Here is a 24,648-nt window from a genome sequence, read left to right as displayed (position 1 = left end):
ACGCGCTCTCAATGAGGCAGATAGGTTCAATGGTGGAGAATAGTTACAGGACGCAAGGATTGAGGTAAGCTATAACTAAAGATATGGCGTTTTACATGATGCCAGCGAGCAAAGATGTCGAAGGTTTGCCTATTTCAACTACACAACCTGTGTGTTAACGCCTTTAATATTGATGCGTAGGTGATTCAGCCGTAAAGCAAGGTGCAGTCGATTGCTTCAACAATAGCGAACACGCCCTGTATTTACCAAAGAGGGTCACCAATTAATTAGAAGACTACAATTAGAAAGAGAGTAACTATGTCTCAGCAAGTCGTGATAAGTGGCGTGGGTGTCTGGCACCCTGAAGAAAGCATCACCAACGAAGAATTGGTGGCAAGTTACAATGCATATGTAGACAGTTTCAACGAAAAGAATAAACAAGACATCGAAAACGGCAATGTAGCACCAATGCCTTACTCAAGTGCTGAATTCATCGAAAAAGCATCAGGTATTAAAAGCCGATATATCTATCAGAAAGAAGGCGCTTTAGATATTGAACGAATGAAGCCCAAAATTTCTCCTCGCAGTGATGACCTCTTGTCCCACCAGGCTGAAATAGCCGTTGAAGCGGCGCGCTTGGCACTTAGTTCGGCCAATGTTAATGCACAAGAAATAGATGCTGTTATTGTTTCGTGCGCTTATACGCAACGCGCTTATCCAGCAATTGCTATTGAAGTACAAGAAGCATTGAATATAGAAGGTTTTGGTTTTGACATGCTTGTGGCATGTTCAGCAGCAACGTTCGGAATGCACAGAGCATTTGAAATGTTAAGTGCCGGCAACGCTTCTAGGGTGTTGGTGATTAACCCTGAGCTAGTATCGCCGCAGATAAACTATACCGACCGAGATAGCCACTTTATTTTTGGTGATGTGGCGACAGCAACCGTTTTGGAATTAGCTGATACTGCGAAAAGTGAGCATGTGTATGACGTGTTGAGCACAAAAGCGGTAACAAAATTTTCAAACAATATACGTTCAAACTTTGGTTATCTAACGAGAGCTGAAGACGTTGAACCTTATGGTGCTGATAAGTTGTTCCATCAGGCCGGCCGCAAGGTGTTTAAAGAGGTTTGTCCCATGGCTGCCTCACACATCGAAGCGCATTTAGAAAAGCACAATATTATGCCTGCACAAGTTAAGCGATGGTGGCTACATCAGGCGAACATCAATATGAATACGCTGATCTGCAAACGTCTGCTTGGTAGAGATGCCACACAAGAAGAGGCCCCGATCGTGCTAGATGAGTACGCTAACACAGCGTCAGCGGGTTCAGTGATTGCGTTTGGGTTACATCATAAAGACCTCGTTTCTGGTGATGTGGGCGTGCTATGTTCATTTGGTGCAGGTTACTCGATTGGCTCGTTGGTGGTCAAAAAACGATAAGATTTGAAGAGAGCACTTCAGAGAAATAGTCTATCGACACTCAAATAACAAGACTGACTAGGATGATAGCGAAGGAATGGTTTCAGATTTAGGTTACGGGCTAAATAGTCTTGCGCATTTAGCACTGTTATTGCTATTGCTAACGGTAAGGAAGCCAGGTGTAGCGAAGCACTTACTGGTGCTCGCTACTGCCACTACATTCGTTTGGTCAACCAGTTTAATAACGGTGCTGTTCGGCCCTATTTCGCTAAGCTGGTTATTAACGGTTGATATAGTCAAACAGCTAGCGTGGCTTCTTTTCTTAGCTGGCTGTATTCAAACTAATTTTCAAAATTTTCATCATGTGCTTCGACGCCCTGCGACATTAATGATTATAGCTCCCGCTATAGTGGCACTTGTCGCACCTTATCTATTTGCCATTGAGCCAACGTGGAGCTTTTTAACGCTCATCGTGTTATCGCTGGAAGTGCTGGTGTTACTCGAGGTTGTCTATCGCCAGGCAGGACGAGAGCAGTGGGCTTTTAAACCCCTTATCATCTACCTCGGCGCAGCAAATGTATTTGAATTTGTCACCTATGCGAATGCGACCATGGTGAACCAAGTTGAGATTGGATATATTGCAGCGCGCGGCTACATCTATTTCTTCCTTATGCCGCTGCTCGTCATTTCTATTCGTCGCATTCATCACTGGGGGATCGATATTTTTATTTCCCGAGATGTGGTGCTTCATAGCTCTTTATTACTCGTTGCTGGCGGCTACTTATTTGTTATGGCAATAGTCGGCTATGCGATTAACTTTATGGGGGGGAGTTGGGGCGCCACAGTACAAATCATTTTGGTGGTTATGTCTTTCGCATTATTAGCCACAGTTTTCCTTTCCAACGCATTTCGAACAAAAATCAAAATTTTTATTACTAAACACTTTTTTGCTAATCAGTACGATTATCGAGTGGAGTGGGTAAAGCTTACTAAATGGTTAACCCATTCAGGTGATAGCACTGCAGACGTTTACCATGCTGGTTTAACCGGGCTATTAAACGCTATTCAATACGATTCAGGGCTGTTGTTTAAGGTATCAAAAAGCGGGTTCGAATGTGTAGCCGCAGCCTCACCTTCAGATGATGCAGGTCCGGATGAACAGCAGCACGCAATGCTCACGAAGCTAGTTGAATATAGCGGTGAAAAAGGCTGGGTAATTGATACAGATGCTTATTTGGTAAAGCCTTTTGATTACGAGGGCTTAAAGCTAGACCGGGATGTATTAAAGCAATGGAATTACCAGCTGTTCATTCCTTTTATGCAAGACTCTCAGGTGTGGGGGTTTGCGGTATTAGCCGCAGATGATAAAGAAAAAGTCGTTTTAAACTGGGAGGTTAAAGATTATCTCAACGCTGTATCAGAGCAAGTCGGCACGTTTATACAACATCATGAGGCAGCGCAAGTCGTTGCTGAAAATGCACAATTTGCGGCTTTCAATCGTATGTCTGCATTTGTTCTGCACGATTTGAAAAACGTGCTTGCCCAAGTCGATCTCATTCTTGCTAATGCACAGCAGCACAAACACAATCCTGAATTTATTGAAGATACCTTCGAGACGCTTGAACATACAAAAGCGCGTATGGAAAAAATGCTAAAACAATTGACTGATAAGAAGGTTGTTGAAGAGAGCGTGAATGATGAACATAACCTTTCGCGTATTGTGGATGAGGTGATAACGCAGCGCTGTAGTTCGATTTCTCCGATACCAAAAACCCACTTGATGAAAGAAGAATCTGTTATTGTGGACAAAGAGAAAGTGGCCAATGTACTTTACCATTTAATAAGTAACGCTCAGCAGGCCACTGCTGATGATGGCGAGGTTGATGTGGTGCTGACAGTTGATGGCGCGCAGCGCATGCAAATGATCATGATTGAAGATACCGGCACGGGCATGGATAAGGCTTTTATTGAAGAGCGCCTTTTTAAGCCCTTTGATACTACAAAGGGTAATGCGGGTATGGGCATTGGCGCCTACGATGCAAAAACCTACCTAGAGTCTATTGGCGGAAAACTTACTGTAGAAAGTGAAGTTGGAAAAGGCAGCTGTTTTACACTGCATTTTCCCATAAAATAGGCAATAATTTGTGTTCGCAACATAGCGCTTAGGCGCATCAAGCACGCAATGAAATACGAGCGCAGTGGATTGTTCGCGGCGTATGATGAAGTAGACGAATAGGATGACAAGATGACAGATACCATATTGGTAGTTGATGATGACCTCGGTATCCAGAAACAGCTCAAGTGGAGTTTAACCGACTACAACGTTGTGTTCGCCGATGATCACACTACGGCAATTGCCCAGTTGCGACGTCATGAGCCCAAAGTTGTTACTCTTGACTTAGGGCTCCCTCCAGACCCCGCTAACGCATCAGAAGGGCTACGTATACTTCACGATATAATTTCTCTTGCTCCTCGTACAAAGGTAATTGTGGTAACGGGCAATAGCGACAAACAAAACGCGCTGAAGGCCATCGACTTTGGCGCCTACGATTTTTATCAAAAACCTATCGATTCAGACACTATTAAGCTATTGGTAAACCGCGCCTTAAATTTAGCAAAATTAGAGCACGAGAATGCCATTTTAGCTCGTACTCGAACGGGGATGTCTCGAATTGTAGGGAACAGCGAAGCCATTCAAGCAGTAGTGAGACGTGCAGAAAAAATAGCCAATACTGATATTAGCACCTTGCTTCTAGGAGAAAGTGGTACGGGCAAGGAGGTGTTTGCTCGCAGCATTCACGAACACAGCCCGCGCAAAGATAAGCCGTTTATAGCGATTAACTGTGCATCCATACCGGAAAACTTACTTGAAAGTGAGCTGTTTGGTTATGAAAAAGGGGCGTTTACCGGCGCAAACAAAACCACGTTAGGTAAAATTGAAACCGCTCAGGGCGGAACCCTATTCCTTGATGAAATTGGCGATATGCCAATTGGCCTGCAGGCTAAAATGCTGCGTTTTCTTCAAGAGCGTGTTATTGAGCGTGTTGGTGGAAGAAGTGAGATACCAGTAGATATAAGGGTAATCTGTGCAACTCACAGAGACTTACAAGCCATGGTAGCGAATGAAACATTCAGAGAAGATTTATACTACAGGGTAGGAGAAATGCCCATTATGATCCCACCGTTACGAGACAGGGATCAGGATGTTATTTTACTCGCAAGAACGTTTCTCAATATCTACCGCGAAGAGTTTAAAGCCAAGGCCAAGAGTTTTTCCGAATCTGCTGTTAATGCACTGCTGGCTCACAAATGGCCTGGCAATATTCGGGAAATGCAAAATAAGCTTAAATCCGCGGTCATTATGGCCGAGGGAACAGTGATACAGCCAGATGATTTGGGGTTGCTACCCGCAGATGGCATTGAAGAGCCGATTACATTAAATTTGAGGGAAGTGCGAGAAATAGCGGAAAGCAAGGCAATTCGAAATGCCTATCAAAAAGCTGAAAAGAATATGTCCAAAACCGCGGAGTTACTCGGTGTTACAAGGCCAACGCTTTATTCGCTTATCGATAAATATCACATGGAAGACATTAAAAGTAGCGACTAAGGTAGAGAACTGGGCTTGTGCATTGGTGCCAGTAAAACTTTCCGGTAAAGAATAGGCCGGTAAAAAACGGTCAGCAAAAAAAGAGTTCTGTTGAGTGCACGGTAAGAAATAAAGTGTTGGGTGACTTACGCCAACCAACACTTCACAGGGCTGCTTACTACATAGCTAGGTAATTCGTATTCGTTAAATTAGTCCTGCGTATCGCATTCGCTAACGTCGCCACCCATTTTTTTCTTCATTGTGATACACGCTTCGCGCATTTTTTCTGACGCTGCATCTTTTAGTTCTTCAGATTTTTCAGCGCCCTTGTCCATCATATCTGCACCCATTTCTTTGCCGTCTTCATAGGCGTCAGAAGCCATATCTTTGCCGTCTTCATAGGCGTCAGACGCCGCATCTTTACCTTTTTTGTAAGCATCAGATGCTGCACTTTTGGTTTCATCCCATGAATCAGCCGCTGTTTCTTTTGCATTTTCATAGGTATCAGCAGTTGCTTCGCCTGCCTTTTCCATTTCGGCCATTACTTCTTCTTTTGGCTCTTCTTTCTGATCAGAACAGCCTGCTACGCCAAGAGTAGTAAGCAGTAGTGCTAGCGCAATTGTTTTTGTTTTCATGGTAAAACTCCTTTTGCCGGATAGTTTGAGTGCTGGTTTCACAAGTTGGTAAGCGAAGACCGGATAATAAGGCTAACCGCTATAGTCTTCACTTGCCCTAACGAGTCTAGCTTAATTCTAAAGCAAAGTGTGAGAAGTATTTATACGGCGAGAGTTAGTGCCGCAAAAGAAGTCACTGCAACACGTTACCACTGCAAATTACAGAATGGGCCTTTAGCCGCTTTAAGGGCTTTTTGTGCCCTCTACTATACCCCAAGCGCAGCCACGGCAGGTGGCTTAATTAGAGCGCACTCTTAGGTTAACCCAATAGATTTACTGTGTCCTGCAAACATAACTTCAAGTTTAAGGGTATTAGGTTTCACCTCAACAAAGAGCAATGACCCACATATATTGCAAACATGGTGTGTTTCGCCACTTGAAGTATGAAGTCTCGCAACACTTGATGGCGCGCAATCCACAATGACATGCTGCCTATCAGTTTCAAGCATGATTTTGCTATCATCTGTTGGCAGTAACTTTGAAGAATGGGTTTCTACATGGTTTATATCTGCCAACTCAAAATGCACTGCTTGGCATTTGCAATTTCCTTTGTACATACTGCTACCTCGTTACTTCTTCAGGCCATTGGATACTTGCGATATTGTTAAACGATGTTGCTATTCTTGAGCTTGGGAAGTCAAACTTACAGTCTAATGGCGTACGATTGGCGTCCGTCGTGTGATAGGTTTCAATTAGTCCAATCCACCCATTTCTACCGGAGAGTTTAGCGGCATACAGAGCGTAATCAACTACCGCAAAAGTTCGTTGCCACGCGGTATCAAAATTTGAAATTTCATTAGGTGGAAGCAGTGAGAACCCAATACTGCAGGTAAGTTTCACTGTTTTGTCATTACCGATGGTAAATACGCTACTCGCTACTGTTGCCCGGCAACGCTCAGCTAATTCGGGAAGTTCTTCTCGCGATGAATGGCGGCAAACGACAAGAAATTCTTCTCCGCCCCAGCGAATGATCAAATCAGTATGTCTAAATACTTCCTTAAGAACCGCAGAAAAACCTTCTAGCACTTTATCGCCAGCCAAATGTCCATAGTCATCATTGATACTTTTAAAGTGGTCTATATCAATGAGTAAACACAGGAGATCCCGCTTCTTTGACGGCGCAGAGATATTGTCAATTTCAATTTGGCTGCGTTTGATCTCTGAAGGTAATTGAGATTCTAAGTAATGTCTGTTGTATAGGCCAGTAAGTGGGTCGCGTAAGCTGACATGCTCTAGTGTTTTGTACGCTCGTTCTAATTCGCTATTTTTCTCCTGCAAGGCTTCAGTTTGTTGCCTAACCTCTCGGCGTAAAATAATGGTTTGTTGGCGCTGCTTAAACCTACTCCATATCAAAAAAAGCATAAGTAATACTGCTACAGATGCACTCCAAAAAAGGGTGTTTTTCAGTTTTTCTCGCTCGGCTTTTGCAATAACAAGCTGTTTGGACTCTTCTAGTTTTTCCAGCTCTCCCGACTGCCTGACAAGCTCAATTTCCGCTTGGAGACCTTTTAAAGCATCCTGATTTTCGGAGTTAAGTAGCGCCTCGCGAAGTTCTTGAACCACCGACTGTATGTTCAATGCTTTCTCGAAATCGCCAAGGCTAACATTGGCGCTTAACTGAATAGCTAAAAAACGCAATTGGTCTCGTAAGTTCCCATGTATACGAGCATCAACGGTTCCGGCGCGCGCAAAAACGAGGGCCAAATCAAATTTCCCCTCCCGCATGTAGCCTTGTGCAAGTGCAAGGCGAACATCATTCACTAGACCAATTTGTCCTGACTCTAATGCAAAACTCATCGCTTCTTGGAGTAACGCAGTGCCTTTGGCTGTGTTTCCCGTTTCTAACAGCGCTTTACCCATTAACATTTTTGCTTCAAAAATGGCGCCAACATCATTAGTCGCTAAAAGAAGGTCGAGTCCATCAGTAATGGATTGTAGCGCCTCTTCCTTCTCATTATCCCTTAGCTGAAGGCTTCCCATCTTGGTTTTTATCATTCCCAATAAGCGCTTATTCTCTGCCGTAGCGTTTAAGTAAGAAATAGCAGAATACGCATCCTCATAATAGGTAAGGGCGAGGGCAGTGTGGTTCAGCAAACTGTAGATATCTCCAATATGAGATAAGCAAAGGCTTGAGTAAGTCACGTTGTCGTTATCGCGAAAGACAGCTAAAGCCAGCTTTAACGGTTCTAACGCGAGCTCTAATTTATCTTGTTCTTTATAAACAACGCCCAGTTCTAAATGCACTTTTGCTTTAAGCTGTCTGTCGTTTCTCATTTCGGCAATCGACAGAGATCTGCGCAGGTATTCTTCTGCAGAAGCGTAATTTGATAAGTGTCGTTCAGCACTTGCTAAATGTAGAAGTGACTGTGCAACGTTGCGTAATTTGCCTTCGCGCGTATAAGTTTCAAGCGCTGTATTTAATACTGCTTTGGAAGTTTTGAATCGTGAGTAGTCTTGCAACAGCTTGCCCAATGGCAGGAAATCGGTCGACGTATCATCTTTTTGAAGAGATGTCTCTATGAGAAGCAGCGCCTGTTTATCAGCATCAGCATACCTTTTTGCCTCTAGGAGTCCGCTAATAACGTTGAGATCATCTGCTTCACTACTGTTAGCAAACAATGGCGTGACGAAAAGACTGCCGAGTAAAAAAGAAAGAGTTAGCGAACGAATAAGCTTGAAGCCGTAAATCACGTTCTTCCTCCTGAGTTGCGTGATAGTATTTTTGATAATAACGCTTTAGGTGATAGCTTTTTACGTATGGCTTGTTAGGCTTTTTTGAGAGCACTCCTTGTTCCTGGAGCGCCAGGTGGCCAGAGCCGTCGCCATACGTCTATTCTCTGTCAGATTCGCTGTCATTGTGCGCCGTTGATACATTAGTGTAACCGTGTTGACGGCGTTGGTTATACTTTAGTATAAATGATTAAACAAGCTGAGCCTAACCAAAGCTTGATATTTTATACATACTATTCGAAAGTGAAGCATGTTGGTGTACGCTTACTTCTTATTGTTAACGCTATCTGTATGATGACATTTTGCACATTGGCGTTTTACAAATTCTGTTGATATCCATTCTCTTATTATTGCCGATTTTGCCACACCGCTATCTTGTGATAACAGGGAAAGCTGCGTAATGCACTCGGGCGTGAGCGTGAAGGTTGCATGACGCATTCCTTTTTGCGGCTTTTGAATTGCAGTGCACTTCACCGTTTTCAAACATGGCTTGATTCGTCTTTCTTTTTGGTTTGTTTCTGACAGCTCTGCCAAGGATGTTTCATGCTGATGAAACCCTTTTCCGGCCGCGTAAGAAATAGCATCATCGATAAACGAGTCGACCGAGTGAAGTGTGGCTTTAACTGATGGCTTCGACTTTTTGAGGCTGAGTAAACTCATGCGAATCCTCCACTTTTCCCGCTAGCAGCTCTTCAAATAATGTTCTTATTTCGTGAGAGGCTTTACCTTCCGGCTCGCTTTCTATCACTGACTTTCCAGACTCTTCAGAATCATCGTACATGTTACGGCTGAATGTGACCGCGTTGAGCACTGGAATACCAAAAGAGCGACATACTTCTTTCGCTTCTAAAATTCGTCCTGCAAGGCTAGGAAGAGAGGGACACTGCGTGACAACGAATGCCGCATTCATTTTAGGGTTTACCATTTTACAAGTTGATAGTATGTCTTCCATGTGAGGCACAGTTTTCAAATCTCTGCGTTTTGGCCGAAGCGGAATCAGGATATGGTCGGCCACTGCCATAGAAGAGCGAAGTGCGAGGTTGTCTTGTCCACCGCAATCTATCACTACATAGTCATAATACTGACGCAAATTCAGAAGCTCATTACGTATTTTCCCGTATAACTGAACGCAATTTATTTCAGCGAGTCTCGGGTTTGCCTTTCGCTCTTGGATCCAGTCCGATGTGGTTCGTTGAGGGTCGCAGTCGACCATCAGAACATTTGCACCTTTTTCAGTACGCAAATACACTGCAATGTTTTGAGCTAAGCAGCTTTTACCACTCCCGCCTTTTTCACCACCGACTAGAATAATCATGGTACAAACCCTCAGGTAAACCTTTAATAAATTATTTCATTACCAACGCTCGCCAGTGTTGAATGTAGCGGAATGTCGGTAACCTGTATTTCACAGCATAGAAAGACTTGAGTGGATGTTCAGCATCAAAAACGATATTAACGAATGTAGTTAAATACCTAACAATGATTAAGTGGCTGTTGTTGCGGCATAATCCCAATATGCTCTAGTTAATAAAGGCTATCTATTGATTTGTGATCTAACACAAACTAGTCTTACCGGTAGCTATGGCGTGTTGAATTTTGATGAACAGCAATGTTCAATTCACCTTAAACATAACTTTAACAGTGAGAGAAATATGTCAGAGAGTCGCTTCACATCCAAAGAAGGCCAAAAAGTACCAAGCGTAACGTTTCAGTGTAGAGAAGGTGAGTCGTGGGTAGCGAAAACGACGGAAGACATCTTTGCTAAAAAGAACGTTGTCGTGTTTTCTTTACCGGGGGCTTTCACGCCAACCTGCTCATCTACACACCTACCACGCTATAATGCTCTTGCGAAAAAATTCGCTAAGCACGGTATCGACGACATAGTGTGCATGTCAGTGAATGACACGTTTGTGATGAATGCGTGGTCTGCCGATCAAGAGGCAGAAAACATCACCGTCATACCTGATGGAAATGGAGAGTTTACTGATGGAATGGGCATGCTAGTAGACAAAGCGGATCTAGGTTTTGGAAAACGCAGCTGGCGCTATTCCATGCTAGTGAAAGACGGCGTGGTAGATAAAATGTTTATCGAACCCGATGTGTCGGGCGACCCATTTGAAGTATCAGATGCCGATACTATGTTGTCTTACATTGCACCTGAAGAAGTCGCCAATGCACCGGTTGCACTCATTACTAAGCCAGGCTGCCCTTTCTGTACAAAGGCTAAAGCACTTCTTACGGAAAAAGGATACGAGTACGAAGAGCTAGTGCTAGGGAAAGATGCTACGTTAACTGGCCTTTCAGCAATTAGCGGCAGAGAAACCGTACCTCAAGTGTTTATCGGTGGAAAGCACATTGGTGGTTCTGATGATTTAGAAGCCTACTTCAGCTAAAGAGGTTGTTGTAAGCTAAAGGTAATTTGAACAACATTTAGCGGGGCCGTGATAACATGGCTCCGCTTTTTTATTGTCATTTGTTAACCGCCGTTTTTTGAGTTTTTCCGTGGAGATTTAAGGTGTCGTCAAAATTAGGTTTTAAACTACTTACTGCACTTATGCTGTCGTTAATGTCGATGTTAGCTGTGGCTAATGAGGCCAATGAGCGCTTTAAAGGATTTTACGAGAGCGAGTGGGGACAGACACAAACGTGCCGCGAAACGGCGTTAAATAAGTTTGGCGTTTGCAGCAACGTTTTGCGAAACGAGGGAAATGCGCCTTTTATTTTGCACAATAAAAATAGCGAACGGGTTGCAGTGTTAGTGCACGGTTTAAGCGACTCGCCCTTTTTCATGCGTGCAATAGCACAAGTATTGTTTGATGAAGGCTTTTCAGTTGTGGTGCCGCTATTACCGGGTCACGGCTTACGAGAAGCCGATGACGATATGTCGGACTGGGATCTCGCAGAGCGCTGGCAAGCCCACGTAGACGATGTCATTTCATTAGCGGGCACTATGGGTGACACCCTTGTGGTCGGCGGATTTTCCACGGGTGGGGCGTTAGCCGTCGATAACTATCTTACCAAGGAAAACAATATTGATGGACTCATGCTGTTTTCGGGGGCGTTAGCGTTGTCTGATAACGCAGAAGGTATGTCTCGAATTTGGGGTATAAAACTGCTTGCCAAAATTGTTGATGGTACTTATGAAACTCATGGTCCCAATCCATATAAGTACCCTAATGTGGCTGGTTTTGCTGGCTTGGAGCTAATGGATATCATTAATGATATTCGCGACGTGCTGGATGCTTCCAACGGCACTGAAGTTAGTTCTGATGGCAGTGATCTTGAAAAAACCGGCTCTTATAAAAACAGCTCTGGCGCACAGAAGCACATAGATATTCCTGTATTTGCTGCCCACTCTCAGGCGGATTCAACAACGCCAATTTACGGGGTTGAAAATCTGATAGCGCAGAGTAAAGGTACCAACACCTTTTTCGTGATTGATGAATCTTACAAGCTTTGTCATGCCGACTTAGTTGTCAACGCTGCGCTACTTGCCACAATGGACTTTAATGCAAATATGGTTAATCAACAGGAAGAGTGTGCTATTCCAAAAGCGAATCCGTTGTTTCCCACCATGAAACTGATGTTAGTAGATTACTTGGCCCAGTTTTAGTTAGGCAGGTTTAAGTAAGGCATACTCGGTTTAACCGTGACGTTAAACGTCAGTGGCAGGCGTAATTGAAGAAGTAGCCCGTGAATCATAAGCCAGTGAAGCACAAGCAACGAAGACGTTTTAAGCTGAGATGTGGATTGCAAGCTGACGACACTATGATTCAATAGGCAGTGGCAATAAACAGTAAGCAAAAAAAAAAATGGGCGTTTTTTTAATTAGAAAACGCTCATTTTTCAATATTTCAGATTACCTGAGGCTCGGTGAGTAATAGATACTCACTAGAGCAGCAGTCTTTAATAAACGTGTTTTAGTGTGTTTTTGCATAGTCTTCTACTTCTTGCCAAACACGGAGTAAATTGCCACTCAAAACCTTCTCAATATCGGCTCTGCTGTAGTCTCGGTCCAGCAAGCCTTGCACTAAGTTTGGAAAGCTCGACACGTCCTTAAGGCCTATAGGTAGTGAGTCGCCAACGCCGTCATAGTCTGAGCCAATACCCACGTGTTCAATGCCAATTAAGTTAACCACGTGATCAATATGGTCCAATACTTCGTCAAGGGTAGAGTATGGATAAGGTACTTCTTTGCGATACTGTGTTTCAAAATCTTCGAGCTTAGGACTGTCTTCGCCTTCTGCTTTTATTTGCGCTTGTCGCGCATTAGTGAGTCCAGTGCGCCATTGACCCGCTTCTTTAGAAACAAAGCTTGAGCCAAAGTTAATCATGATCACGCCACCATTGTCGCCCAGCTTTTTAATCATGTCATCATTCATGTTGCGCTCAAACCCCGGGGTAAAACGGCGCAGGGAAGAGTGGGATGCAATGACGGGAACGTGAGTAAGCTCAACTACCTGATAGAATGCATCATCAGACACATGAGAAATATCCAGCATTATGCCAATATTGTTCATTTCGCCAACCAGCTGCTTCCCAAATGGGCTCAGCCCTTTCCACTGTCGACGCAGGTCATACGAAGAGTCGGAAATATGATTAGACTGGCTGTGAGCGAGAGTGATATAGCGAATGCCGCGTTCGTAAAAATCCTTCAGGTTGTCTAAATTACCCTGAATCGGTGAGCCATTTTCCATTCCAAGTGGAAGTGAAATGATGCCTTTTTCAAAATGTGCTTTTACGTCGCTTGGGCTTTTGGCAATGGCAAACTTATCGGGCGCTCTGGCCACTATGGCCTCTACTGAGTCGATAAGTAAATGTGCCAGTTGGGTTGATTCGGGAGAGTTATCCAAACTGGCTGGAACATAAATACTCATAAAGGGAGCGTTCAATCCTCCTTTTACCGCCCGAGGGTAATCAAAGTCACCATCGTCTGTGGCTTTAGTCACATCAACCCACTGATTTTTTACCCGATAGGGAACATCAATATGGCCATCGACAATGATGGTTTCCTTGGCAATGTTAACCGCTTTTCCCGAAGCGCGATATGATTTAGAAACCGCAGAGCCATTTCCTTTTACCTGTTCTTGATACAATGCTCCAAAAGCGAATGCGCCAGCAGAAAATACACTGGCGGTAAAAAATGCGGTGATAGCCAGTGCACATTTATTCTTTAAAAAGTGTGTTGTTGGAAGACGCCCCTTCATTGATTCATTCCTTATTTATTATTGTCATTACTTGTGAGTCAGAGCTCTTACATCAGAGCTCCAGCATAGGAGTTTTTAACCAAACCTTCTAAACCAGAGGTTAGGCAGGCACTATGAGCCTAATGCATATTTCGGTGAGCTACAACGACTGCTTTTGTGTTGCCTGTCGTCACATTTTCTAAATCGCTTATTCCGCTTTTCACCGCCTTTTTTGGGGCTGCTTTCCACATTCTCTAGTACCCCAATGATGACGATTCACTTTCTAAGTGATTAATGCTTCTCTTGTGTTTCTAAGAAATGTGAATTTTTTGTGACAAGCAATAAAGTGATTGCTTTTTGTTCACTTTGTGAGTTAAAACTTGATAAAAGTCGGGCGTATGACATGTACTCCGAACAACCCAAACTTGTTGACATGGATGTGTAATAAATGAAAATTCAAGCAGTAACGCTATATTTGTCTCTGTTACTTACCCCAATTTGTGCGGCGGACACCCTAGAGCCTGAAGTACTCTCCCTCTCTTTGTCAAACAACCAAGATTCCGAAGAATGCCCCATCAGCGGCCACGTAACGGCCTTCATTGAATATGATTTAAAAAATGAACGGTACGCTGAACTTCTTGTTCAGATTCTCTCTGAAAATGACGTTGTTTATGACACAAACTTTACGTTGTATAACAGTGTTAACACGTTAACAGTTGAATTGCCGTACATCGATTGCGCAACGGATGTTATAGCCTCATTTAATTAAAATCTTAGAATAGGGAAGTTTCAATGAAAATTTCACGTTCACTTATTGCCCTATTATTGGCAGTTCTGCCTTCTGTTTGCTATGCAGAAGTCGTTGGTCTGACTCCTGGTGAATTTCGAGTCGATGAAAGTGGCTCTGCAACGTACACGATCCCGATTTCCGCCCCTCAGGGTAGAGCAGGCGTTCAGCCGCATATGGCGCTGACTTATTCATCTTCAAGACAGTTTGAAGGGCCCTTGGGCGTAGGTTGGAGCATAGCATAGCAGGGCTTTCTGCTATAACTCGGTGTGCGAAAAACCTCGCTCAAGACGGTAGAATAGAGGGCGTGAATATCGATAGTAACGACCGTTTTTGTCTTGACGGACAAAAAATGAAAGTTAAAAGCGGTACTTACGGAGCGCCAGATACAAATTACTATCTAGAGAGTGACGATTTTAGTCATGCAAAAGCAATGGGAGGAAATAGCGTAAACGGTCCGAGGTGGTTTGTTGTATGGAAAAAATCCGGAGAACTGCTCTATTATGGCGATATCCGCGATGATACGACTATGGGAAATGTTATTTTTGGCACTGACGGATTTGTTACCGCAGAGGGCGCGCCTACCTCTCGTGCCAATACTTGGATGCTAAAGGCTATTCGAGATAGGAAAGGAAACTATATAAGATTTACCTATATAAAAGAGTACGGCACGGCGTTTATCAGTAAGGTGGAATATTCAGGGCATCTCGGACAACAACTGCCTCCTTTTGCATCAATCAATTTTAACTATTCATCAAAGAACTATTATGCTGCCGGTTACAACAATGGTGGTTACTCGATGTCTAGGAGGGTACTAACTAGCATTGTATCCAAAGTGGACGACTTAGATTATCGAGCATATATATTAAATTATGATGAAAATCAGCGCAGAGTACTCAGCTCTGTGCGCGAATGTCCCACTTTGTCTTCTGCCGAGGCCGATTGCCTTGAGTCTACGCTCTTTAATTGGACACTTCCCAATACGTCAACAGCTGTGGATTACGGCAATATTAATACTTACATTACGGGTGATGCTGATAATCGTCATGAGGCACAGGTATTTGACTTAACGGGCGATGGTAAGTCTGACTTATTATTTGTTAAGAGTGGATATTGGCGCGTAAAGTCAGCGACCTCTGCTTCAACTACCACGCTAACCAATATCGGTGACAGTAATTCCCAGCGTCAATATGCCCTTAATATTGATTTTAATGGTGATGGCGTACGAGATTTATTGGTTGCTGATGGTCAAGATAAAAACTGGTATGTCGTGTATTACGAAAACACGCAGTCAGCACCTAGCCTATGTGAAGGTTCGAATGAATGTCCTGCGCATTTTGTTAATCGCTCCCTAAGGCAAGGGTATATCAAAAGTTCGACAGGGAGTTTTCTTCGAGCGTGGGGGTTCGATGGTGGTGCAGCAGTGATGGACGTGAATGGGGACGGATTTGAGGATATCGTTTATCGAAAAAATCATGAGGTTCGTGCTTATATCAATACGGGAAATAAGTCTTTTACCGACAATCATCTATACACGTTTAGCTCAGAACTGAGTGGCGATGCAATATTTGGCAACGCTCAAATGTATCGCGCTACCATTAAGTCAGCCAGTGCTATCGACATCAATGGTGACGGCTTGTCAGATGTGATTTTACAAGTGACATCCACTGACGGGTACTGTGTCAACTCTAGTGGAAACCGTCTACCAGCCCAAACAAGTGGCGAGTGCGAAAGAGATTTATTTGGCACGTGGCGAGAAAATACAACGTCTAATCGACAGGTATTTATTTCAAAAACCAACAGCGCTAATGACCCGTATTTTAGCAAAGTTCAAACATTAAGTGCATCCTACAAAGACATCCGTTATGCCGACTTAAATGGAGATGGCTTAACAGATATGGTTTACTCCTACGCTAATAAATGGCGATATCGTTTATCAAATGGAAAAATGTTTGGTAGCGAGCAGTTATTGTCACAGCCATATGACATTGATAGTGCAAACTTCTCTCACTTTGTTGATGTAAATTACGACGGCAAGGCAGACATGCTGTATGCCACCAGTAATTCTTCCTGGCATATTTATATAAGTAGTCTCTCCGCATCCCCAAGCAAAGTGGATTTTACCTATGTAAGGACTCGAAATTTTGGGGCAAATAATACAATACGATTTGGTGATGGCAACGGTGATGGTAATCTCGACCTATACATTGGGTCTTCTGGCGACTGGAGGCGTTACTCTGTTCGTCCTTACCAATACGAATATACGGTTAACAAAATTACAAACGGCTTTGGTGTTGAGACAAACATTCAATATGCCCCCATGACTGACACTGCGCTATATTTTCGGCAAGATTCTTCATATAACACACATACCAACGTATTTTCTCCTATAGCAGGAGGAAAGCTGGTGTCTGAAGTACGCACCGCCGTAACGAATAATAGCGATTTAGCGGTCAAATATCAGTACGGAGGGCTGTTGCTGCATCGCAAAGGCCGCGGCAGTCTAGGTTTTGAAGTGCTGAAAACTATTGACCAGCAAACAGGTGTAATAACGGAAACCTATAATCATCAGTACCATGGCAATACGAATTTCGTTATGACTGGCATCCCTAGAGTTACGGCGCAATTTAAGGACGCTCAATTGCTATCTTGGGCGAAAAACAACCTAAAAGCCGTCAAAACTGCGCAGGGTGGCTATTATGCATATGTCTATGACTCCTTTGAGAAGGGCTACACTTACGACGGTAGCAATTCGCAATTTGTTAGTCAGACTAACACAAGAACAATACAAGACACGTGGGGTAATGTTGACAGTATCAGCGTGACCGTAATCGACAAAGACAGTAACAACTTCAGCGATACATACGGCGATTATCAAAAAACGTATTCAGTCAATACCTATAAAGATAGACGTTGGGGGAGGTTGGAAACCACAAAGGTTGAAAAAACCGTTAATGGTGTCGACAAAATTACGCGAAACAGTAAATTCACGTACAACAGCACTAATTATCTTCATCAGGCAATCGTTTCACCAGATGACGCCAAATATAGAACAACTACTACGTACATTTATGATACTTACGGGAATAAAACCGAGGTATCAGTTGAGGGCTATTCCTCAAACACGGGCAATGCACAAACACGCACTTCGAAAACTGAGTATCAAGGCAACGGGCGATTTGTGCACCGCCAGCATGATGCCATGGGGAACTACGTTACGTATCAATACAACGGGGTTTATGGAAATGCGGTATCGGGTTTAATAAAGAACTCAACGCTATACTCGGTTAATTCGCAGCAAACTAAAACCTTTTATGATGTATTTGGCCAAGTCAATAAAATTGAGCATCCAGATAGCCGAGTGACTACGATTACTCGCAGTTGGTGTTTAAACTGTGTGCCCGGCTCGCATTATTACGAAGCACAAGTTGAGTCTGGTAAGCCGGCAGTCAGAGTTTACTTCGATAAATGGGGCAGAGAAGTCGCTAAATACGTACGAAGTGCTGCAGACGATTGGGATAAGGTTTTTACCTATTATGATGAACAGGGGCGAGTTGATTATGTGACCGAGCCGACATCCAGTAGTTACCGCACAACTTATTTATACAATGCAATAGGCCAAGTTGAGCAGGTTACTCGTCCAAACGGAGAAGTGGTTTCTTACTACGTAAATGGTTTAGAGCAATCTACTGTGGATGAGCGGGGTAATACATATTTAAAATACGCTGATGGCTTTGGTCGAACTACAAAAACCATTGATCCACTGGGTGGAGTGGTGACGTTTACGTATGACGCTTACGGCAATCTGAAAGAAACACTAACGGAAGCTGACGGTAAAAGCAGTAAGATTCAGAATTGGTATGATGCCTATGGACGAAAAACCAAGATGGTCGACCCAGAAAAGGGGATATGGGAATACACCTACAACGCATTTGGCGAATTGTTTACGCAAAAAACCGGACGTGGACACACCTTTACATTCAATTATGACAAGCTTGGTCGCAAAGTTCGAAGTTATGAGGTGAATGAAGGGACACTTTGCTGGCATTATGCGACAAATACCAGCGCCAATAGAAATGAAAAAAAAGCTGGGAAGTTGTTTGCAACAGCTAAATATAATGCCAAAGACCAGGCATGTGGCGCGACGCCAGCCACCAGTGCGACCCTACGAAAGCATTATGGCTATGACAGCAAGGGGCGTCCTAACGAAACCCAAACTTATGTTGGCGGAAATACTTATTTCCAAAATACAAGCTACGATGAGTTCAGCCGGGCAGACACACTGACTTATCCAGCGGATAGCCAAGGGCTCCGTTTGTCAGTACAAATGCACTATTCGTCTACCGGCGACTTATACAAAATCACGAATAAGCAAACGGGTGCACTACTTAAGCAAATCGTGGAATTCGACCGACGTCGCCAAGCACGAGAAGTACGGTATGGAAATAATGTTCGGTCGTATTTCGATTATCGAGGGGACACGGGGTGGCAAACCAGCATTCTTGTGAAGAGAGCGACTTCAGACATTTTTTATTCGCAAGTATCGCATGATGAAATGGGTAACGTTGATACGCGAACAACGGAGTATGGTTCTAACCCAGGTGTGGGCACGAAGTTTACTGAGACTTACAGTTACGATGACCTGAACCGCCTCGATTACCGCTCAGTGAGTGTGGCCGATTGGGGGAGTAACATGCCCTCAATGTTTGATGATAGCATCGATTATCAATATGACGGCTTCGGTAATTTGAAAAAGAAAAATGGTGTTAGTACTTATAACTATAGTGATGCAAACCGCGTACATCGCCTTACCTCAGCTACAGGTTTTGGTTCGTTCGCCTACGACAATAACGGTAATATCCGTAGTGACGGCACTGGACGCGCATTCCACTACGGCACTTATGACAAACCAACTCGAATTACAAAAGGCGCCTTATATGCCGATATGAAGTATGGTATCAATCGAGAACTTTACTTTAAAAAAGAGAAACGTGTCGAAGAAGGAAAAACGAACGAGTATCAAACTATTTATCTTGGTAATTACGAAGAAGTGAAAAAGACTGGTGGTAGCGGTTCATTAACTGAGCATAAGTACTATGTAGCGGGAGACATCGTTATTTCGCACCGCAGTAACGGAACAAAAGAGTATTCCTATTTACATAAAGACCATCAGGGCTCTATTACCACGGTAACGAACGTTAATGGTACTGTGGTACAGCAGGCATTTTTTGACCCGTTTGGAAAGCGTACGCAAATTCACCAAGCATCGGTATTTGCAAATGCCAGTTACATGCAGCCGACAGACCGAGGTTATACTGGCCATAAAATGATGGATGGCCTAGGCATCATCCATATGAACGGTCGGATCTACGATCCAACACTGGGTCGATTCCTACAGGCAGATCCGCATATTCAGGCTCCATCAAATTCTCAGTCATATAACCGGTATTCTTATGTTTTGAATAATCCGTTGAGTTATACCGATCCGAGTGGGTATTTCTTTAGTAAGCTTTGGAAAGGAATTAAGAAATTTGCAAGTGTTATAATTGTCGCAGTAGCTTCCTATTACTGTGCTGGAACTTGCACCGCTGCAATGTGGGCGGCTATTGGAGGTGCGGCAGGAGCAACTGGTGCAGCACTAAACGGCGGCAATATACTAACTGGTGCTCTAGTAGGTGCATTTACTGGCGGGATAGGTGCGGCCGCTGGACAAGGGCTAGGGGCTTTCTTCGCGAATGGCATAGCGGGTGGTATTGCGAGCAAGGTTCAAGGAGGCAAATTTGGTCACGGATTCTGGTCTGCTGGCCTAGGTTCGGCAATAGGTGGCGGCTATGGAAAGAGCTTCGGTAAAGTTGTAACAGCAGCTGTTGTTGGCGGGACTATCTCGAAACTAACAGGTGGTAAATTTGCTAATGGAGCAGTTAGTGCTGCATTCATGGCTGCTATTCACGTTGGTACTCCTGAAGCGAGGAAACCGACCGAGCAAGAGGTTACATATGCTAAGCTCGCGAATGATGTCTACGATCCTCAAGGTAATGCGATTGATGGATATGAAATGAGCGGAGATTTATTCGTGGACCCTGATTCAGGACTTCAATCAGCACTTTATGTTAATCAAGATACAGGTCACAGCGTTTTAGCATTCGCAGGTACAAATGGGGCTTCAGACTGGATTGCAAACATTAGACAAGCATTTGGGTTGGAAAGCGCACAGTACACACAGGCGATGGTACAAGCTCAAGCTGTTCATGCAGCTACAAATGGTAATGTTCAATTTGTAGGCCACTCACTAGGAGGAGGCCTCGCGTCCGCTTCTGCAATTGTAACTGGAGGACGAGCTACCGTTTTTAATGCTGCTGGTGTTAATTCCCGAACAGTTGGTGGTCTGACACCTGCTCCGGGTTCAATTACTCACTTCCAAAGTTCATTTGATGGATTGCAGATGTTGAATTCTATCACTCCTGTAAAAACATACGGTGAGCAAGTAGCTCTTGGGCCTGCTGGTTGGCATCCTATGGGCGGAGTTTGTCAGAGAGTAGGATGTTAATTGTGTTTAGACTAGCCTTTAAACTAATAACTCTAGTGACCATGATGAGTTTATCATTGGGGTGTCAATCCATGGAGCCATTGCAAAATACAGATTCAAGAGAAAAATCGTTTGATCAAAAGAAAAGTAATGAGTTAATTATCTCTATGCCTTTAGACAGCATGTTTGTGGACACAAAGATTAGAGAATTAGCGAAGTATGCCGGTAAAGGTAATATCTCTGGAATTCAATCATTGATTGATCAGGGCGTCGATGTAAATTCGAGAGGAAATCAGGGAGTAACTCCTTTATTTTGGGCATTGAGACGTGAAAATTTAGCAGGATTTAAGAAACTTCTAGAATCAGGAGCCGACCCTAATATTACTTTTGCAAGTAGCTCAATCATTCACTGGGCAAGTAGATTAAAGGATACTCGGTTTTTAGAAGTAGCATTGGCAAATAATGGAGATCCAAACCTATACGCAGGGCATCCTCAAAAGACTCCAATCTTCAATACTATAAGTGTAGATAATGGAGAAAATCTAGCAGCTCTAAAGTTGTTGTTGGACGCGGGCGCTGATATTGATGCAAAAACTGGAAATGAAATGGTGTTCGGTATGTCTATGGGTGGTATTACTCCGGTATTAGCTGCGGCAGATATTGTTAGATATGATATTGTCCTCATACTTCTTGAGGCTGGTGCGCAGTATGAGACAACAGATGATACTGGCCGAGATTTAATCTCTAGAATTAAAGCCGTTCAAAACAGATTTTCTGAAGGAGCTACGCAAAAAGCCAGTTTAGATAGAGTAATTAAATGGTTAGAAGAAAAAGGCGTAAAATTATAGATTGTGCCAGTCGAGATATTCGGAACACAAGGTGGGCATCGACATTTGGGGATAACCCTTCATGCTATGGACGGGCACGCAATAAACTAAATAGAATACACGCCTCCCTTTGAAACCAAACCCGCTCCGGCGGGATTGGCATATCTGGCGGGGCTGAGCAGTTCATGGTGTTTGGCTGCCGCTACGTTTTTGTTTTCAACAGTTGAAGGCGCAGCAACTCCATCGCCTTGCGTTTGTTAGCGTATTGAGTCGGTATGTTCACGCGTAGCGAAGCCAGCGTGAGCTGGTTTTCTTTTATCTGGCGTTTAGCGCTTCGTGCTTCGCTTCCTTTGGGTTGGTGCCAAAGCTGGCAGTCGCAGCTATATCTATTCATAGTCCAATTGATTAAAGAATGTTTCGCCATCAACAAGGTCATTGTCGTCTAGATCTTGATAACGCTTTTTGACTAGCGCAAGCTTTTCAATCTCATCGACATAAATTTACATAGACACCCACCTTAAAATTCATCTGGTCCAGAATAATTACTAGACTGGTCCAACGAAATTATATTGGTGGTCCAAAGTCATTCGTTACTTGCTCCAAAGTCACTGCAATGTGCATATGCTAATTACGGTTATTTGGATTATAGCCGCGATCTGATGGGCGCAGCTGCGTGATTTGCAAGTAATTAAATAGGACACCCACCATAACTGTCAATATGACGGCTTCGGTAATTTGAAAAAGAAAAATGGTGTTAGTACCTATAACTATAGTGACGCAAACCGCGTACATCGCCTTACCTCAGCTACAGGTTTTGGTTCGTTCGCCTACGACAATAACGGTAATATCCGTAGTGACGGCACTGGACGCGCATTCCACTACGGCACTTATGACAAACCAACTCGAATTACAAAAGGCGCCTTATATGCCGATATGAAATATGGTATCAATCGAGAACTTTACTTTAAAAAAGAGAAACGTGTCGAAGAAGGAAAAACGAACGAGTATCAAACTATTTATCTTGGTAATTACGAAGAAGTGAAAAGGACTGGTGGTAGCGGTTCATTAACTGAGCATAAGTACTATGTAGCGGGAGACATCGTTATTTCACACCGCAGTAACGGAACAAAAGAGTATTCCTATTTACATAAAGACCATCAGGGCTCTATTGCCACGGTAACGAACGTTAATGGTACTGTGGTACAGCAGGCATTTTTTGACCCGTTTGGAAAGCGTACGCAAATTCACCAAGCATCGGTATTTGCAAATGCCAGTTACATGCAGCCGACAGACCGAGGTTATACTGGCCATAAAATGATGGATGGCCTAGGCATCATCCATATGAACGGTCGGATCTACGATCCAATTTTGGGTAGGTTCTTGCAGGCAGATCCGTTTATTCAAGCTCCTTCTAATTCGCAATCTTATAACCGTTATTCTTATGTACTGAACAACCCGTTGAGTTATACCGATCCCAGTGGATATTTCTTCAAGTCGTTGTTTAAAGGTATTAAGAAGTATTGGCGACAGATAGCTTCTATAGCAGTAATGTTTATACCGGGTGTAAACGTAATGGTATTGGGAGCACTGTCGGGTTACATCTCAACAGGAAGTTTGAAAGGGGCGTTAGTAGGAGCGTTTTCGGCAGGTATGGCAGGTCCTGCGAACTCACTTAGTGGCTTTATAACTAATGGTGTTGTAGGTGGACTAGCAAGTAAAGCTATGGGTGGTAAGTTCGGTCATGGGTTCTGGTCAGCCGGTATCGGTGCGCTTGCGGGAGGCAGAATTAGTGGACTAAGCAGTGTGACCGGGAAGATTGTTGCTAGCGCGGTTGTTGGTGGTACTGTTTCCAAGTTGACAGGTGGAAAATTCGCTAATGGTGCGTTTGGAGCAGCATTTGCGAGGGCACTAGGGGAAGCAAGATCCAGTTATGCGCAATCTGCTGACTCCAGTAATGGAAGTGAACCTAAGAATGTAAGTGACATCGTTGATGCTGACGACAGATTAGGTTTAACAATCTCTGAAGATGGAAAAACCTTGTCGGGAACATTAAAGATTTATTGCACTAACGTTTCTTCGGAAGCATGCTCTGGGCTTGCAAAATCTTTCGAAAGCATAAATCAAACTGTTGATGGACTCACTTTGGATTTAACAATAGAGGTTACAAATTGGAGCTTATTGTCTGTATCCGTCCGGTGATCCCCACATTCAACTAGCAAATTAGCTGCGGCATGATATCCCTTTTAGTAGGAGTATGTCATGCGACAACCTCAACGCAGCCAGCATGAATGGCGACAACTATTCAAACAGCATCAACAGAGTGGTCTCTCGGCTGTCGAATTCTGCCGGCAACACCATATCAATATCCAAACCTTTTATGCCAGGCGCAGTGATATTCGCTTACAACACCGGCAAAGCAAATTTGTTCAGGTGAAACGCGAAGTCACGATGGTTGAACCCCGGGAATGTGCCGAGGCCGAACAGATAACGCTGGAGTATGGCGCGGGTCGACTCAGTTTACCCATTGCTGTAGAACCTCATTGGTTAGCGGCGTTGATGAAGGCGCTTAACGAATGAAGATGTTCGTCGAGCCTGCTGATATCTATCTGTACATGGACATTGTCGATTTCCGCAAGTCCATTAACGGGCTGATTGTGGTGGTTGAGCAACAAATGCAGCTCAGTCCGTTCCAAGATGCACTGTTTGTCTTCTGCAATAAAAAGCGCGATAAACTCAAAATCCTCTACTGGGATAAAACCGGCTTCGCGCTGTGGTATAAACGGTTGGAGAAGCATCGCTTTAAATGGCCGAATGATGCTGAGTTACCACACATGCATCTCAGTGAACAACAGTTGCAGTGGTTGCTATCCGGCTTTGACGTGATAGGTCATCAGCCCTTACATTACACCGCGTCCGGCTTATAACCTGTGA

General features: G+C 43.8%; 18 protein-coding genes. 12 read left to right on the top strand and 6 right to left on the bottom strand.

The genetic code is table 11. From position 1 onward, the window contains the following. Positions 1-297 precede the first annotated feature (297 nt). The 3 genes from ACOJR9_RS14755 to prsR all read left to right on the top strand — a co-directional run bounded on the left by ACOJR9_RS14755 (position 298) and on the right by prsR (position 5,008). Complete coding sequence (locus tag ACOJR9_RS14755; protein WP_420933682.1) at positions 298-1,422, top strand: beta-ketoacyl-ACP synthase III; 1,125 nt, start codon at positions 298-300, stop codon at positions 1,420-1,422. A gap of 76 nt (positions 1,423-1,498) precedes the next feature. Continuing rightward, a complete protein-coding gene (gene prsK, locus ACOJR9_RS14750; protein WP_420933681.1) occupies positions 1,499-3,535 on the top strand; it encodes an XrtA/PEP-CTERM system histidine kinase PrsK in 2,037 nt (678 codons plus the stop codon). 111 nt (positions 3,536-3,646) lie between these two features. Next, on the top strand, positions 3,647-5,008 hold the full coding sequence (gene prsR / locus ACOJR9_RS14745) for a PEP-CTERM-box response regulator transcription factor (RefSeq protein ID WP_420933680.1): 1,362 nt from the start codon (positions 3,647-3,649) through the stop codon (positions 5,006-5,008). A 188-nt stretch (positions 5,009-5,196) separates the two neighbouring features. Here prsR and ACOJR9_RS14740 read toward each other — a convergent pair whose 3' ends face one another. From ACOJR9_RS14740 to ACOJR9_RS14720, 5 genes are all read right to left on the bottom strand, one after another. Beyond that, positions 5,197-5,622, bottom strand: coding sequence for a hypothetical protein (locus tag ACOJR9_RS14740; RefSeq protein ID WP_420933679.1), 426 nt, complete (start codon positions 5,620-5,622; stop codon positions 5,197-5,199). Between the two features lie 293 nt (positions 5,623-5,915). After that, positions 5,916-6,218, bottom strand: coding sequence for an ADP-ribosylglycohydrolase (locus tag ACOJR9_RS14735; protein ID WP_420933678.1), 303 nt, complete (start codon positions 6,216-6,218; stop codon positions 5,916-5,918). 4 nt (positions 6,219-6,222) lie between these two features. Continuing rightward, positions 6,223-8,352 (bottom strand): diguanylate cyclase, encoded by a 2,130-nt coding sequence (locus ACOJR9_RS14730; RefSeq protein ID WP_420933677.1) that lies wholly within the window; start codon positions 8,350-8,352, stop codon positions 6,223-6,225. A 303-nt stretch (positions 8,353-8,655) separates the two neighbouring features. Then, entirely contained in the window at positions 8,656-9,051 is a 396-nt protein-coding gene (locus tag ACOJR9_RS14725; RefSeq protein WP_420933676.1) for a replication protein RepA, read from the bottom strand. After that, entirely contained in the window at positions 9,011-9,706 is a 696-nt protein-coding gene (locus tag ACOJR9_RS14720) for an AAA family ATPase (RefSeq protein ID WP_420933675.1), read from the bottom strand. The genes ACOJR9_RS14725 and ACOJR9_RS14720 overlap by 41 nt, the downstream gene beginning before the upstream one ends. A 337-nt stretch (positions 9,707-10,043) precedes the next feature. On the opposite strand from ACOJR9_RS14720, the gene ACOJR9_RS14715 reads away from it, so the two are divergent. Together ACOJR9_RS14715 and ACOJR9_RS14710 are read left to right on the top strand one after the other, a co-directional pair. Then, positions 10,044-10,784: a glutathione peroxidase gene (locus tag ACOJR9_RS14715; RefSeq protein ID WP_420933674.1), complete on the top strand. Its 741-nt coding sequence runs from the start codon at positions 10,044-10,046 to the stop codon at positions 10,782-10,784. Positions 10,785-10,945: 161 nt separating this feature from the next. After that, positions 10,946-12,004 (top strand): alpha/beta hydrolase, encoded by a 1,059-nt coding sequence (locus ACOJR9_RS14710; RefSeq protein ID WP_420936148.1) that lies wholly within the window; start codon positions 10,946-10,948, stop codon positions 12,002-12,004. A gap of 307 nt (positions 12,005-12,311) precedes the next feature. On the opposite strand, the gene ACOJR9_RS14705 is transcribed toward ACOJR9_RS14710, so the two are convergent. Next, complete coding sequence (locus ACOJR9_RS14705; RefSeq protein WP_420933673.1) at positions 12,312-13,598, bottom strand: dipeptidase; 1,287 nt, start codon at positions 13,596-13,598, stop codon at positions 12,312-12,314. 427 nt (positions 13,599-14,025) lie between these two features. Here ACOJR9_RS14705 and ACOJR9_RS14700 point away from each other — a divergent pair, with 427 nt between their 5' ends. From ACOJR9_RS14700 to tnpB, 7 genes are all read left to right on the top strand, one after another. After that, positions 14,026-14,346 (top strand): hypothetical protein, encoded by a 321-nt coding sequence (locus ACOJR9_RS14700; protein WP_420933672.1) that lies wholly within the window; start codon positions 14,026-14,028, stop codon positions 14,344-14,346. Between the two features lie 23 nt (positions 14,347-14,369). Continuing rightward, positions 14,370-14,609 (top strand): SpvB/TcaC N-terminal domain-containing protein, encoded by a 240-nt coding sequence (locus tag ACOJR9_RS14695; protein WP_420933671.1) that lies wholly within the window; start codon positions 14,370-14,372, stop codon positions 14,607-14,609. 107 nt (positions 14,610-14,716) lie between these two features. Beyond that, on the top strand, positions 14,717-20,911 hold the full coding sequence (locus ACOJR9_RS14690) for a toxin TcdB middle/N-terminal domain-containing protein (RefSeq protein WP_420933670.1): 6,195 nt from the start codon (positions 14,717-14,719) through the stop codon (positions 20,909-20,911). Between the two features lie 71 nt (positions 20,912-20,982). Continuing rightward, the gene (locus tag ACOJR9_RS14685) at positions 20,983-21,738 is read left to right on the top strand and encodes an ankyrin repeat domain-containing protein (protein ID WP_420933669.1); all 756 of its coding nucleotides are present in this window, start codon (positions 20,983-20,985) and stop codon (positions 21,736-21,738) included. A 714-nt stretch (positions 21,739-22,452) separates the two neighbouring features. Further along, positions 22,453-23,916 (top strand): RHS repeat domain-containing protein, encoded by a 1,464-nt coding sequence (locus tag ACOJR9_RS14680; protein ID WP_420933668.1) that lies wholly within the window; start codon positions 22,453-22,455, stop codon positions 23,914-23,916. A 60-nt stretch (positions 23,917-23,976) separates the two neighbouring features. Beyond that, positions 23,977-24,294: an IS66 family insertion sequence element accessory protein TnpA gene (tnpA, locus tag ACOJR9_RS14675; RefSeq protein WP_420933667.1), complete on the top strand. Its 318-nt coding sequence runs from the start codon at positions 23,977-23,979 to the stop codon at positions 24,292-24,294. After that, positions 24,291-24,641 (top strand): IS66 family insertion sequence element accessory protein TnpB, encoded by a 351-nt coding sequence (gene tnpB, locus ACOJR9_RS14670; RefSeq protein WP_420933666.1) that lies wholly within the window; start codon positions 24,291-24,293, stop codon positions 24,639-24,641. The genes tnpA and tnpB overlap by 4 nt, the downstream gene beginning before the upstream one ends. Positions 24,642-24,648 lie beyond the last annotated feature (7 nt).

Source organism: Alteromonas ulvae (assembly GCF_048987005.1).
Classification (GTDB): Bacteria; Pseudomonadota; Gammaproteobacteria; order Enterobacterales; family Alteromonadaceae; genus Alteromonas.
This window is presented reverse-complemented; position numbering and strand designations above follow the sequence as displayed.

Excerpts from the sequence above, each read along its gene's own strand:
- ACOJR9_RS14755 (WP_420933682.1), top strand. The coding sequence starts at position 298 with ATGTCTCAGCAAGTCGTGATAAGTGGCGTGGGTGTCTGGCACCCTGAA.
- prsK (WP_420933681.1), top strand. The coding sequence starts at position 1,499 with ATGGTTTCAGATTTAGGTTACGGGCTAAATAGTCTTGCGCATTTAGCA.
- prsR (WP_420933680.1), top strand. The coding sequence starts at position 3,647 with ATGACAGATACCATATTGGTAGTTGATGATGACCTCGGTATCCAGAAA.
- ACOJR9_RS14740 (WP_420933679.1), bottom strand. The coding sequence starts at position 5,622 with ATGAAAACAAAAACAATTGCGCTAGCACTACTGCTTACTACTCTTGGC.
- ACOJR9_RS14735 (WP_420933678.1), bottom strand. The coding sequence starts at position 6,218 with ATGTACAAAGGAAATTGCAAATGCCAAGCAGTGCATTTTGAGTTGGCA.
- ACOJR9_RS14725 (WP_420933676.1), bottom strand. The coding sequence starts at position 9,051 with ATGAGTTTACTCAGCCTCAAAAAGTCGAAGCCATCAGTTAAAGCCACA.
- ACOJR9_RS14720 (WP_420933675.1), bottom strand. The coding sequence starts at position 9,706 with ATGATTATTCTAGTCGGTGGTGAAAAAGGCGGGAGTGGTAAAAGCTGC.
- ACOJR9_RS14715 (WP_420933674.1), top strand. The coding sequence starts at position 10,044 with ATGTCAGAGAGTCGCTTCACATCCAAAGAAGGCCAAAAAGTACCAAGC.
- ACOJR9_RS14710 (WP_420936148.1), top strand. The coding sequence starts at position 10,946 with ATGCTGTCGTTAATGTCGATGTTAGCTGTGGCTAATGAGGCCAATGAG.
- ACOJR9_RS14705 (WP_420933673.1), bottom strand. The coding sequence starts at position 13,598 with ATGAAGGGGCGTCTTCCAACAACACACTTTTTAAAGAATAAATGTGCA.
- ACOJR9_RS14700 (WP_420933672.1), top strand. The coding sequence starts at position 14,026 with ATGAAAATTCAAGCAGTAACGCTATATTTGTCTCTGTTACTTACCCCA.
- ACOJR9_RS14695 (WP_420933671.1), top strand. The coding sequence starts at position 14,370 with ATGAAAATTTCACGTTCACTTATTGCCCTATTATTGGCAGTTCTGCCT.
- ACOJR9_RS14690 (WP_420933670.1), top strand. The coding sequence starts at position 14,717 with ATGAAAGTTAAAAGCGGTACTTACGGAGCGCCAGATACAAATTACTAT.
- ACOJR9_RS14685 (WP_420933669.1), top strand. The coding sequence starts at position 20,983 with ATGGAGCCATTGCAAAATACAGATTCAAGAGAAAAATCGTTTGATCAA.
- tnpA (WP_420933667.1), top strand. The coding sequence starts at position 23,977 with ATGCGACAACCTCAACGCAGCCAGCATGAATGGCGACAACTATTCAAA.
- tnpB (WP_420933666.1), top strand. The coding sequence starts at position 24,291 with ATGAAGATGTTCGTCGAGCCTGCTGATATCTATCTGTACATGGACATT.